This is a genomic window from Streptomyces sp. NPDC058664 (assembly GCF_042716635.1).
Classification (GTDB): Bacteria; Actinomycetota; Actinomycetes; order Streptomycetales; family Streptomycetaceae; genus Streptomyces.
Map to the genome: position 1 here is coordinate 47,953 of NZ_JBHXRW010000021.1, position 12,718 is coordinate 60,670.

At 71.6% G+C, this 12,718-nt stretch carries 9 protein-coding genes; 6 read left to right on the forward strand and 3 right to left on the reverse strand.

The annotated features are described in order from the left end of the window. Positions 1–110 precede the first annotated feature (110 nt). Complete coding sequence (locus ACFWUY_RS18770; RefSeq protein ID WP_384109220.1) at positions 111–938, forward strand: VOC family protein; 828 nt, start codon at positions 111–113, stop codon at positions 936–938. A gap of 92 nt (positions 939–1,030) precedes the next feature. On the opposite strand, the gene ACFWUY_RS18775 is transcribed toward ACFWUY_RS18770, so the two are convergent. After that, on the reverse strand, positions 1,031–2,497 hold the full coding sequence (locus ACFWUY_RS18775; protein WP_384108988.1) for an MFS transporter: 1,467 nt from the start codon (positions 2,495–2,497) through the stop codon (positions 1,031–1,033). Between the two features lie 139 nt (positions 2,498–2,636). On the opposite strand from ACFWUY_RS18775, the gene ACFWUY_RS18780 reads away from it, so the two are divergent. The 5 genes from ACFWUY_RS18780 to ACFWUY_RS18800 all read left to right on the forward strand — a co-directional run bounded on the left by ACFWUY_RS18780 (position 2,637) and on the right by ACFWUY_RS18800 (position 11,134). After that, positions 2,637–3,104 carry a MarR family winged helix-turn-helix transcriptional regulator gene (locus ACFWUY_RS18780; RefSeq protein WP_384108991.1) on the forward strand — a complete coding sequence of 156 codons (468 nt, stop codon included), beginning with the start codon at positions 2,637–2,639 and terminating at the stop codon, positions 3,102–3,104. A 210-nt stretch (positions 3,105–3,314) separates the two neighbouring features. Beyond that, positions 3,315–6,293: a carbohydrate binding domain-containing protein gene (locus ACFWUY_RS18785; protein ID WP_384108994.1), complete on the forward strand. Its 2,979-nt coding sequence runs from the start codon at positions 3,315–3,317 to the stop codon at positions 6,291–6,293. A gap of 253 nt (positions 6,294–6,546) precedes the next feature. Next, on the forward strand, positions 6,547–8,325 hold the full coding sequence (locus ACFWUY_RS18790; RefSeq protein WP_384109223.1) for a S8 family serine peptidase: 1,779 nt from the start codon (positions 6,547–6,549) through the stop codon (positions 8,323–8,325). A 199-nt stretch (positions 8,326–8,524) separates the two neighbouring features. Then, complete coding sequence (locus tag ACFWUY_RS18795) at positions 8,525–9,427, forward strand: diiron oxygenase (protein WP_384108997.1); 903 nt, start codon at positions 8,525–8,527, stop codon at positions 9,425–9,427. 48 nt (positions 9,428–9,475) lie between these two features. Continuing rightward, a complete protein-coding gene (locus tag ACFWUY_RS18800; protein ID WP_384109000.1) occupies positions 9,476–11,134 on the forward strand; it encodes an FAD-dependent oxidoreductase in 1,659 nt (552 codons plus the stop codon). Positions 11,135–11,191: 57 nt separating this feature from the next. Here the strand turns inward: ACFWUY_RS18800 and ACFWUY_RS18805 are convergent, their stop codons facing one another. Together ACFWUY_RS18805 and ACFWUY_RS18810 are read right to left on the reverse strand one after the other, a co-directional pair. After that, the gene (locus tag ACFWUY_RS18805; protein WP_384109003.1) at positions 11,192–11,776 is read right to left on the reverse strand and encodes a Type-2Aa cytolytic delta-endotoxin; all 585 of its coding nucleotides are present in this window, start codon (positions 11,774–11,776) and stop codon (positions 11,192–11,194) included. 95 nt (positions 11,777–11,871) lie between these two features. Further along, positions 11,872–12,714, reverse strand: coding sequence for a LysR family substrate-binding domain-containing protein (locus ACFWUY_RS18810; protein WP_384109006.1), 843 nt, complete (start codon positions 12,712–12,714; stop codon positions 11,872–11,874). Positions 12,715–12,718 lie beyond the last annotated feature (4 nt).

Below are 12,718 nucleotides of genomic sequence, written 5' to 3' on the forward strand. Positions count from 1 at the left end.
GCGCACCCGGGCGGGTGGTGATCGGCGGCACGTGGGTGAGCGCGCGCATGGGCGGCGCCGGAGCGGGGAAGGGGCGCACGACGCACGCAGCGAGACAGGACGACGAGGAGGTGGTGCCGGTGTCGGGGCCGACGACCGGAGAGGAGGTGGGCGCACCGTGCTGGCTGAGTCTGAACGCGCACGATCTGGACGCGGCGGAGCGCTTCTACGGGGCCGTGCTGGGCTGGACGTTCCGGCGGGGCGGCGAGGAGCGGGAGTACGCGGTCGGTGAGCTGGACGGGGTGCCCGTCGCCGGGATCGCGGCCGTCGCGGCCGAGCTCTCCGTACCGGTGTCCTGGACGGCGTTCTTCGCCGTGGACGACGCCGACGCGGCCGTGGCGCGGATCAGGGAGCGCGGCGGCACCGTCGGCGTGGGGCCGGTCGCCTATCCGCCCCGGGGACGTGCGGCGCTCGCCACCGACCTGGAGGGCGCGGCCTTCGGCGTGTGGCAGGGACGGACGGAGACCCACTGGCACATCGGGGAGCACTCGGCGCCCGCCTGGCTCGAACTGCACACGCGGGACGCGTTCGAGGCCGCCGTGTTCTACGGCGGGGTGCTCCGCTGGGCGGACGAGGCACCGGACCGCTTCGAGGTGTCGTACGAGCAGGACAAGGTGGTGCTGCGGCGTGACGGCGAGGCCGTCGCCCGGCTGAACAGCGGGCCGGTCGAGTCCGGCTCGCCCCGGCCCCAGCTGCGTCCGCGCTGGCTGGTGCGGTTCCGGGTGCCCGATCCGGAGGCGGCGAAGGCCGAGGTCCTGGCGCACGGCGGGTCGGTGGTGCCGGGCGACGACTGGGGCGGGGTGCGCGGTGCGGAGGAGGAGGGGCGCAGGGCGGTGGTGGTGCGTGATCCGGACGGGGCGCTCTTCGCGCTGGAGGCGGCCGAGGACGGCAAGCCCTGAGCGTCGGCCGGTGCGGGCCGGGGTGTGCTCCCCGTGCCCGCACCGATCCCTGACCGCACCGGCCCGTGGCCGCGCCGTGATCCGGCGTCCGGTCAGGCGGCGGCCCCGGAGGGGGTGCGCGGGGCGGTGTCCGGTTCCGTGTCCTTCGGGTCGGCCGCGGGCGTCGCCGCGGCCTTGGCGGGGATGAGGGCGGCGACGACCGCGGCCACCAGGCCGACCCCGCAGCCGATGAGCATGGCGACGCGGAAGCCGTCCTCGGACGGCAGTGCGTGGCCGCCCAGGGTCGTGGTCATCTGGGCGAGGACGACGCCGATGACGGCGGCCGACACGGAGGTGCCGATGGAGCGCATCAGGGTGTTGAAGCTGTTGGCCGACGCGGTCTCCTCCTGCGGGACCGCGCCCATGATGAGCGCCGGCATGGCGCCGTAGGCGAGTCCGACGCCGGTGTTGCAGATGAGCGTGACGACGAGCAGGCCGCCGGTGGAACCCATCAGGGCGAGCGAGGAGCCGTAGCCGGCGGCGATGACGAGGGCGCCGACGGAGAGCGTGACCTTGGGGCCGCGGGCGGCCGAGAGCTTGGCGCCGAGCGGCGCCAGGACCATCATCATCAGGCCCGCGGGGGCCATCCACAGACCCATGGCCATCATCGACTGGCCGAGGCCGTAGCCGGTGGCCTCGGGCAGCTGGAACAGCTGGGGCACGACCAGGGACTGCGCGTACATGGCGAATCCGACCAGGATCGACGCCGTGTTGGTGAGCAGGACGACCGGGCGGGCGGTGACCCGCAGATCGACGAGGGGCTCGGGTACACGCAGTTCCCAGGCGCCCCAGCCGAGCAGGACGACGGCCGCGAGGGCGAAGAGGCCGAGGGTGGTGCCACTGCCCCAGCCCCAGGTCGCGCCCTTGGAGACGGCGAGCAGCAGCGCGACGAGCCCGATGCCGAGGCCGAGGGCGCCGGGGACGTCGAAGCGGCCGGCGGCGGGGGCGCGGCGACCGGCCGGGGCGACGCGCCAGATCAGGACGCCCACCAGGACGCTCATTCCGGCGGCGACCCAGAAGAGCACGCGCCAGCTGGCGTTCTCGGCGACGGCGGCGGAGAACGGCAGGCCGAGGGCGCCGCCGACGCCCATGGAGGCGCTCATCAGGGCGATGGATCCGCCGAGCTTCTCGGGCGGGAGGATGTCGCGGAGCAGGCTGATGCCGAGCGGTACGACGCCCATGCCGAGGCCCTGGAGGCCGCGTCCGACGATCATCGGGACGACGGAGGAGGCGAGCGCGCAGACCACCGAGCCGGCGATCAGCGGGATCACGGAGACCAACAGCACCCGCCGCTTGCCGAGGGTGTCGCCGAGCCGGCCGGCCACGGGGGTGGCGACGGCGCCGGCGAGCAGGGTGGCGGTGATCACCCAGGAGGCGTTGGACGCGGTGGTGTCGAGCAGCCTGGGGAGGTCGCCGATGAGCGGCACCACCAGGGTCTGCATGAGTGCGGCCACGATGCCGGCGAGTGCGAGGACGCCGACGACGCCTCCGGGCCGGGCGTCGGGCTTGGAGCCGTCCACGAGTTCTCCCTCGGTCCTGCGGATGGTGCGGGGTGCGGCACGGTTCGCCGTGCGCAGTCTTGTGCATCATGCACATCTATTGCGGAATGCACAACATATGCATGCTGCACAATGGATCACCGCGAGGGAGAATGGAGCCATGGACAAGCCCGTGGACAAGCCCACCCATCTGGTCGAGTTCGAGACCATGCTGCTCGGCCGGCACGCCCTTCTGTACGCACCTCGCTCCCGCGCCTCCGGCGGCCACCTCGACCGCAGCGCGTACGTCCTGCTGAGCCGCATCAGGATGCACGGGCCGATGTCCATCGGGCAGCTCAGCGAGGCCTTCGGCCTCGACGCCTCCACCCTGAACCGCCAGACGGCGGCCATGCTGCGCGCCGGGGTCGTGGAACGCATTCCGGACCCCGAGGGCGGCATCGCCCGCAAGTTCCGCATCACCGAGGAGGGCGAGCGCCGCCTGGAGGCGGACCGGACCTCGAACATCGAGGGCCTGGAGCGGGTCATGGAGCACTGGTCGCCCGAGGACGTGGCCCGCTTCGCCGCCTTCCTCGAACGCTTCAACCGGGACATCGAGCGCTTGGAGGGGCGCCCCTGGCCGCGCCCCTGAGGCCCGCCCGCACACCCTCCCCTTCACCGCGACCGGCCGAACTCCCCGAACGCGGACACCACTTCGGACAGAAGTCTTTACCTCCAGGCGCCGTCGGCGGTAACTTCCCGCCGACGCAAGATGTTTCAGAAACTTTCCGACAGCGTTTCCAGCGGTGCCGATCCCCTTCTCCCGCCGGCCCGTACGGAACGCGCCCCGCCTGGAGACGAGATGACCCACACCCCCACACGGCCACCAGGGCGCCCGGTGGCCGTCCTGGTCGTGGCCGCCGGCCTGCTCGGCCTGTTCGCCGCACCGCCCGACGCCCCCTCGCCCCGGACCGCCCCGGTGGCGGCCGCCACGGAGAACACGGCGACGGTCTTCTACTGGACCAAGACGAAGAACTGGGCCGCGTACAAGCTGCATTACGCCCCCGACGGCGGCGCCTGGACCGCGGTCCCCGGTGTCGACATGGAGCCCGCCTGCACGGACTGGGTGAAGAGGACCGTCACCCTCGGCACGGCCACCGGGCTCCGGGCCACCTTCAACAACGGCACCGGCACCTGGGACAACAACGGCGGCAAGAACTACGCCCTGGGCACCGGCGCCCTCACCGTCAAGGACGGGGTCGTCGCCCACTCCGACCCGTGCTCGGGCGCCACGCCCACCCCGGGTGCCAAGGCCACCGTCTACTACTCCACCGAGACGCTCGGCTGGTCCACCGTCAACGTTCACTACCAGCCGGCCGGCGGCGCCTGGACGGCCGTCCCCGGCGTCGGTACGCAGGCCGCCTGTGCCGGCTGGTGGAAGCGGGAGATCGACCTCGGGACGGCCGCCTCCTTCAAGGCCGCGTTCAACAACGGCAACGGCACGTGGGACAACAACGGAGGCTCGGACTACGCCCTCGGAACCGGCGTCAGCACCGTACGGAACAACGTGGTGAAGGCGAACGCGACCGATCCGTGCGCCGCCGCGACCCCCGACACCCAGGCGCCGACCGCCCCCGGCCGGCTCACCGCCGCCGCCGACGGCGTCTCGGTGCTGCTCGGCTGGGACCCCGCCACCGACGACAGGGGCGTGACGAAGTACCAGGTCACCCGTACCGGCGGCAGCGGCGGCACGGTCGTCACCGACGTCGGGTCCACCGTGTTCTCCGACACGGGCCTGGCCGAACGGACCGCCTACACGTACACGGTGAGGGCCGTGGACGCGGCCGGGAACGTCTCCGCCGCCTCGACTCCCGCGACCGCCACCACCGGCGACAGGCCGGCGAACCCCGGCACCGGGAAGCCGCTCGGCACCGATCCGCGCAAGGACCCGATCTACTTCGTCCTCACCGCCCGGTTCAACGACGGCGACCCGTCGAACAACCGCGGCGGAAGCCAGCACGTCAAGTCGGGCAACGCGGCCAACGACGACCCCATGTTCCGGGGCGACTTCAAGGGCCTCATCCAGAAGCTGGACTACGTCAAGGGCCTCGGCTTCTCGGCGATATGGGTCACGCCGGTGGTCCTCAACCGGTCCGACTACGACCACCACGGCTACCACGGCTGGGACTTCTACAAGGTCGACCCGCGCCTGGAGTCGGCGGGCGCCTCCTACCAGGACCTGATCGACGCGGCCCACGCCAAGGGCATGAAGATCTACCAGGACGTCGTCTACAACCACTCCTCCCGCTGGGGCGCCAAGGGCCTGTTCACGCCCACCGTGTACGGCGTGCGGGACAGCCAGTGGAGCTGGTACTACGACGAGAAGCAGCCCGGCTTCGAGTACGACGGCCTGACGATCGACCCGAAGACCGGGAAGTCGTACTACAACGGCGACCTGTGGTCGACGGCGGAGCCGACCGGCAACACCTGTCTCGACTGGGGGAAGCCGACGGGCGGCAAGAGCGCCGAGGGCCACACCGTCTACAACTGCCAGTGGCCGAGCCCCACGTCAGGCATGTTCCCGAAGGCCCTCTTCCACCAGTGCTGGATCGGCAACTGGGAGGGTGAGGACTCACGTTCCTGCTGGCTGCACGAGGACCTGGCGGACCTCAACACCGAGAACCCGACCGTGCAGAACTACCTGATCGGCGCCTACAACAAGTACATCGACATGGGCGTCGACGGCTTCCGCGTCGACACGGCCGTGCACATCCCCCGCACCACCTGGAACCGCCGCTTCCTGCCCGCCCTCCAGGAACGGGTGACGCAGCGCCACGGGGCCGAGGCCGCGAAGAACTTCTTCGTCTTCGGCGAGGTCGCCGCCTTCGTCAACGACAAGTGGAACCGCGGTTCGGTGAACCACTCCGCGCAGTTCTTCACCTGGAAGGAACGCAAGGAGTACGACGCCGACGACGGCAAGGCCGCCCTGGAGATGTACGACTACGAGCAGCAGCAGGGCACGGGAAGCCAGCCCACCTCCACCAACGCCTTCCTGGACGGGAACAGCTACCACACGCCCGACCACAGCCGCTTCTCCGGCATGAACGTCATCGACATGCGCATGCACATGAACTTCGGTGACGCGTACAACGCCTTCTCCAACGGCAAGGACTCGGACGACAGTTACAACGACGCCACGTACAACGTCGTCTACGTCGACAGCCACGACTACGGTCCCAACAAGTCGAGCGAGCGGTACACGGGCGGCACCGACGCCTGGGCCGAGAACATGTCCCTGATGTGGACGTTCCGCGGCATCCCGACGCTCTACTACGGCTCCGAGATCGAGTTCCAGAAGGGGAAGAAGATCGACTGCGGGCCGACCTGTCCGCTCGCCACGACCGGCCGCGCCTACTTCGGCGAGCACGTCGCCGGCTCGGTCACGGCCTCCGACTTCTCCCAGGTCTCCGCGGCCTCCGGAGCGGTCGCCACCACGCTTCAGCAGCCCCTGGTGCGGCACGTGCAGCGGCTCAACCAGATCCGCCGCGCGATCCCCGCGCTGCAGACGGGCCAGTACTCCACCGAGGGCGTCTCGGGCGGCATGGCGTTCAAGCGCCGCTACACCAGCGGCGGTACGGACAGCTTCGCGCTGGTCACGGTCTCGGGCGGGGCGACCTACTCGGGCGTCCCGAACGGCACGTACACCGACGCCGTCACCGGCGACGTCCGGACCGTCACCAACGGCACCCTCGCGGTCACCGCACCCGGCAAGGGCAACCTGCGGGTGTACGTCCTGAACGGCCCGGGCAAGATCGGCGCCGCAGGTCCGTACCTGAAGTAGACGCAGGTCCGTACCTGAAGCAGAGGTGACAAAAGGGGCGGGGTGCCCGAAACCCTGCCCCTTCCGGCACTGTTCGGTCAACAGTGCGTAACGCGAACGGGCTTCTCGGACAGAACTCTTCCCTCCGGGGCACGAGTCTGGGATCTTGCGTCCACCCCACACATCACAAAGCCCGGCAGGCGCCACCCGCGCCACCGGGTTATCGGAGGACGCATTGTTTTCCCTCATATCCAGCCGGTTGAGAACGTCGGCCATCGCCGTCGCCGCCCTCGGTACCACCGTGGCACTCGCCGCTCCCGCCGGATTCGCCCAGGCAGCACCGTCGGACACCGCGCCCGTCGCGGCCCGTTCGGCGGGGGCGACGACGGCCACCACGACCACGGCGACGTCGGCGGCCTGGGCCGCCGGCACCCGCGCGTACCTGGTGATCACGGCCCCCGGCGGCACCTCGGCCGTGAGCGGCGCCGTGGCGAGCAACGGCGGTTCGGTCTTCGCGACCTACGACGCCATCGGCGTGATCGTGGCGCACTCGACGTCCGCGTCGTTCGCCTCGGCGATGCGCGCGGTCGGCGGCGTCCAGCAGGTCGGGGCGACCCGTACCTCCGACGTCCCCGCCGACGCCTACAACCCGGCGCTCCCGGCGAACCCGGCACAGTCGACGACGACCCTCACCGAGTCGAACCGCTGGGACATGACGCAGATCAAGGCCGACCAGGCCTGGGCGGTCACCACCGGTTCGGCGACGGTGAAGGTCGGCGTCCTCGACACCGGCGTGGACGACCGGCACCAGGACATCGCGCCCAACTTCAACGCCGCCGACTCGGCCTCCTGCGCCTACGGCAAGGCGGACACGCGCGCGGGTGCCTGGCGTGACGTCGGCACCCACGGCACGCACGTCGCGGGCACGATCGCGGCCGCCAAGAACGGCAAGGGCGTCATCGGCGTCGCGCCGGGCGTGAAGATATCCTCCGTCCGCATCGCGGAGCCGACCAGCAGCCTGTTCTTCGCGGAGAACACGATCTGCGGCTTCATGTGGGCCGGCGACCACGGCTTCAAGGTCACCAACAACAGCTACTACACGGACCCGTGGGCGTTCAACTGCCCGGACAACGTGGACCAGGCCGCCATCATCGAGGGCGTCCGCCGCGCCCAGGCGTACGCCGAGGGCAAGGGTTCGCTCCAGGTGGCCGCGGCCGGCAACTCCAACTACGACCTGGCGAACAAGACGACCGACTCCGAGAGCCCCAACGACTCGACCCCGGTCACCCGTACGATCACCAACGCCTGCGTCGACATCCCGACGGAGCTTCCGGGCGTCGTGACGGTCGCCGCGCAGGGCAACGGCGGCGCCAAGGCCTCGTACTCGAACTTCGGCAACGGCGTCATCGACATCGCGGCCCCCGGCGGCGACGGCGCCTCCGGTGTCTACTCGACGCTCCCGGGCGGCAAGTACGGCAACATGAACGGCACGTCGATGGCCTCCCCGCACGTGGCGGGCGTCGCGGCGCTGATCGCGAGCGTGAACCCGACGTTCACCCCGGCGCAGATCCGCGACCAGCTCGGTGTCCAGGCCACCGACAGGGCGTGCCCCTCGGACACCCGCTGCACGGGCACCTCGACGAAGAACGGCTTCTTCGGTGAGGGCGCGGTCGACGCCCTGAAGGCCGTCGGGGGCACCACCCCGCCGCCCGGCGCGTACTTCGAGAACCTGACCGACGTCGCGATCGCCGACAACGCCACGGTCGAGAGCCCCATCACGGTCAGCGGCGTGACGGGCAACGCGCCGGCCACGCTCAAGGTGGGCGTGGACATCCGGCACACCTACATCGGTGACCTGAAGGTCGACCTGGTGGCCCCGGACGGCACCGTGTACACGGTGCACAACCGGACCGGCAGCGGTACGGACAACATCGTGCAGACGTTCACGGTCAACGCCTCGGCGGAGGTCGCGAACGGCGTCTGGAAGCTTCGCGTGAACGACAACGCGAGCCAGGACACGGGCACGATCGCCGCCTGGAACCTGACCTTCTGACACAGCGCGACCCCCTGACGGGGCCGGAGCCGCCATGGCTCCGGCCCCGTTCGCGTGCCTGGGCAAGTACGTGGGGAAAGAAAGTACTTACCGGGGGTAGCCCGCCCGGCCCTCTTGCTATACGTTCCGTCTAACAAGCTTGCTAGACACTGCGTCTAACAAGCTCCACCGAGCCGATCGCGACCCAAGGAGCCGCACCATGGCAAGCAGTACCGTTCGCCCGGACAACGAAGACCCCGACGTCGCTGAGCGGCTGCTCCGATCGGCCGCGAAGCTGTCGTACGACCCCGCCGTCGAGGTCGACTGGGACGCCCCCCTCGACAAGAGCTTCCACGGGCAGAGCCCCGAGTGGAACTCCCTCTACGGCACCGCGTACTGGAACGAGATGACCGAGGAGCAGCGCAAGGAGCTGACCCGGCAGGAGACCGCCTCGGTCGCCAGCACCGGCATCTGGTTCGAGATGATCCTCCAGCAGATGGTGCTCCGCGACATCTACCGCATGGACCACACCGATCCCCGGTTCCAGTGGGCCCTCACCGAGATCGCCGACGAGTGCCGGCACTCGATCATGTTCGCCCGGGGCTCCCAGAAGCTCGGCGCCCCCGCCTACCGGCCCAAGCGGGCCGTGCTCGAACTCGGGCGCTTCATGAAGACCGTCGGCTTCGGCGAGGCCGCGTACGCGGGCATCCTCGTCGCCGAGGAGGTCCTCGACGTCATGCAGCGCGACTGGATGCGCGACGAGCGGGTCGTCCCCTTCGTCCGCACCATCAGCAACATCCACGTCGTCGAGGAATCCCGGCACATGAAGTTCGCCCGGGACGAGACGCGCCGCCACCTCGCGCGCGCGAGCCGGCCGCGCCGTCACTTCCAGGCCCTCGTGGTCGCCATCGCCGCGTACTACATCATCACCAGCCTGGTGAACCCGGAGGTGTACGTCAGGGCCGGTCTCGACCCCGAGCGGGCCCGCCGCGAGGCGGCCGCCAACGAGCACTACAAGGCGCAGCTGCGCGCCAGTTGCTCCGGCCTCATGGAGTTCCTGGCCGACGTCGGGATGCTGACCCGGCCCGCGCTCTTCTTCTACCAGCGCGCCCACCTCGTCTGACCCCTCCGAGCCGAGCCCCTCCGAGAAGAGCAGAGCAGAGCCGCCGACATGACCTACGCGATCACCCAGACCTGCTGCAACGACGCCACCTGCGTCGCCGTCTGCCCGGTCAACTGCATCCACCCGGCGCCCGGGGAAGCCGACTTCGGGACCACGGAGATGCTGTACATCGACCCCAAGACCTGCATCGACTGCGGCGCCTGCGCCGACGCCTGCCCCGTCGACGCGATCTTCCCGGCGGACCGTCTCACCGGACGACTGCGGGAGTACGAGGCGATCAACGCGCGGTACTACGCCGACCGCACCCCGGAACCGGCCCTGGCCTCGCCCAACTTCCACACCTGGGGCGAGCCCTCGTTCCCCCGCTCGCTGCCCGCCGACTTCGCGCCGCTGCGGATCGCGGTCGTCGGCACCGGACCCGCCGGCATGTACGCCGCGGAGGACCTCCTCCTGCACACCAACGCCGAGGTGACGCTGATCGACCGGCTGCCGGTGGCGGGCGGCCTCCTCCGGTACGGAGTGGCGCCCGACCACCCGGCCACCAAGGGCGCGGGCGAGACCTTCGCCCGCTTCCACTCCCACCCCCGGGTCCGGATGCGGCTCGGCGTGGAGATCGGCGAGGACGTCACCGTCGAGGAGGTCGCCGCACACCACGACGCGGTGGTCTACGCGGTGGGCGCGCCCTCCGACCGGCGCCTCGGCATCCCCGGCGAGGAGCTGCCCGGCAGCGTCTCGGCGACCTCCGTCGTCTCCTGGTACAACGCGCACCCCGAGACCGGCGCGGACGCCGTCCGGCTCTCCGCCGAGCGGGTCGTCGTCGTCGGCAACGGCAACGTCGCCCTCGACGTCGCCCGCGTCCTCGTCATGGACCCGGCCGACCTCGCCGGTACGGACATCGCGGACCACGCCCTCGCGGCCCTGCGGGGCGCCCGGGTCCGCGAGGTGGTGCTGCTCGGCCGCAGGGGCCCCGAGCACGCGTCGTACACCGCGTCCGAACTGCTCGCCCTCAAGCACCTGCCGGGGGTGGACCTGGTCGTCGACGACCGGGACCCGCGCACCGGCGCGGCCGTCGACGCGGCGGCGGCCGGGGAGAAGGCGGCGCTGCTGCGGGACGTGGCCCGCGAGACGGTGGACTGGACCCGGGCCCCCGCGCGAGACCGGCGCCGGATCGTGCTCCGCTTCCACTCCGCCCCGGTCGAGGCGCTCGGCACCGACGGCGTACGGGCGGTCCGGGTGACGGAGGAGGGATCCCCCTCGGGTACGGAGATCGGCACGGGGCTCCTCGTCCGGGCCATCGGCTACCGCGGTGTGCCGCTGCCGGGGCTGCCCTTCGACGAGGCGACCGGCACGGTGCCGCACGAGGCCGGGCGGGTGAAGGGACTGCCCGGCGGGTACGTCGTCGGCTGGATCAAGCGCGGGCCCTCCGGGGGCATCGGCGCCAACCGGGCCTGCGCCGAGGAGACGGTCGGGACCCTGCTCGCGGACGCGGTCGCCGGGGCGCTGCCCGCTCCGACGGGCACGGCCCAGGACTTCCGCAGGCTGGCCCGGAGCCGCAGCCGGCACCTCGTCGACGCGCGCGGTCTCGCGGCCATCGACCGTACGGAGCGGGCCAGGGGCCAGGACGCGGGGCGTCCCCGGGTCAAGCTCGCCACGGTGCCGGAGCTCGTCGCGGCGGCGCGGGGCGGACGGTGGCGCCGGCGGGGTTGACCGCCGGGGGGTGTCCGGCCCGGGACGGCGGGCCGGTACGGCTCAGGCGGTCACGGTTCAGACAGCGGCGTCCACGGACGCCGCCTGGCGGACCACGATCGCGTTGAGCCGGACGGCGAAGGGGACGACGTCCGTCAGTTCCAGGGTGGTGGCCCTCGCCTTCGGCAGCTCGACGGTCACGTCGACGCAGAAGGCGAGGGCGTAGATGTCCTGTCCGGTCTTCTCGTCCTGGAGGGCGAAGAAGAGGTCCCGGTAGAAGCGGGTGCGGTGCTCGGACTCCTCGTAGAAGGAGAGCCCGGGCTGCCCCTCCTGCCCGGCGAGGCCGGTGAAGGCCTCGACGAGCTCCCGCTCGACGGTCCCCCAGAACCCCGCTTCCGCGTACTCCGGAGGCAGGGCCTGCCGGACGGCCTCCTTCAGCGAGAGCACCATGACCAGGACGGGGGCGTACTCCTGGAGGCCCCAGCCCCGGACCATCCTCACGACGGTGGTGTCGGGGACGGCCGCGGCGGCCGCCCGTATCGCCTCGAAGTCGAAGTTGACGGTCGCGGGCGCGATCGCCTGCTGGAACACCCGGTCGATGGACCGGGCCCGTTCGAGATGGTCCGGTCCCACCTCGACGACGGTCCTGAAACTGGCGGCCAAAGCTCCTCCTGTGTGATCTCGATGATCAGGAGGGGTCAGTATGTCGAGCGTCCGCCCGGCACCGTGGGCGAGTCCGCCGTACGGACGGGAGCCGGTCAGGACCTCTTGCGGGGCTTCCCGCCGGTACGGCCCCGGCCGGAACCTCCGCCGCCGGCCTTGCGGGCCGCCGGCTTCCCCGTCGTACGGGACCCGCCGCCCGGCTTCCCGGACCTGGCGGGCTTCTGCTCCTTCTTCGGCTGCTTCTGGCCCTTCCGCTCCTCCGCGCGGCGGCCCCGGGTGCTGTTCACCGTGCGGCCGCGCACGATGCCGATGAACTCCTCCACCAGGTCGGGGGCCTCGTCGGCCGCCGGCCAGGACAGGGCCACCCGCGACTGCGGGACGCCGGTCAGGGTCCGGTAGGTGAGGTCCTTGCGGTGGTGCAGCCGGGCGAGGGACTGCGGCACGGCGAGCACGCCGACGCCCGCCGCGACCAGCTCGACCGCGTCGGCGGTCGTCTCCGGGCGCTCGTTCGCCGCGCGGCCCGGCGGCCGCTCCCAGCCGAGGGTGTCGTCGAGGGGGTGGAGGACGAGCTCCTCGGCGAGGTCGTCGGCCGACACCTCCTCGGCCGCCGCGAACAGGTGGTCCTTGGGGACGACGACGACCGTCGTCTCCGTGTAGAGCGGAATCGCGCTGAGGTCGTCCCGGTCGACGGGCAGCCGGACCAGGCCGGCGTCGGCCACGCCCTCCCGGAGCGCGCCGAAGGCCTCGGCGGGCGTCACGGCGAGGAGGGTCAGGGGCACGTCGGGCAGGCGCTCCTTCCAGACCCCGACCCACTTCGACGGTGTCACTCCGGGCACGTACGCCAGCCGGAAGGCAGGGGTGCCGGAAGGGAGGTCAGAGGGGGAGACCGCGGGGGAATCCGCCGGGGTGTCCGAGGGGGAAGCGTCCGAGCCTGTCACTCCG

Excerpts from the sequence above, each read along its gene's own strand:
- ACFWUY_RS18785 (WP_384108994.1), top strand. The coding sequence starts at position 3,315 with ATGACCCACACCCCCACACGGCCACCAGGGCGCCCGGTGGCCGTCCTG.
- ACFWUY_RS18795 (WP_384108997.1), top strand. The coding sequence starts at position 8,525 with ATGGCAAGCAGTACCGTTCGCCCGGACAACGAAGACCCCGACGTCGCT.
- ACFWUY_RS18780 (WP_384108991.1), top strand. The coding sequence starts at position 2,637 with ATGGACAAGCCCGTGGACAAGCCCACCCATCTGGTCGAGTTCGAGACC.
- ACFWUY_RS18800 (WP_384109000.1), top strand. The coding sequence starts at position 9,476 with ATGACCTACGCGATCACCCAGACCTGCTGCAACGACGCCACCTGCGTC.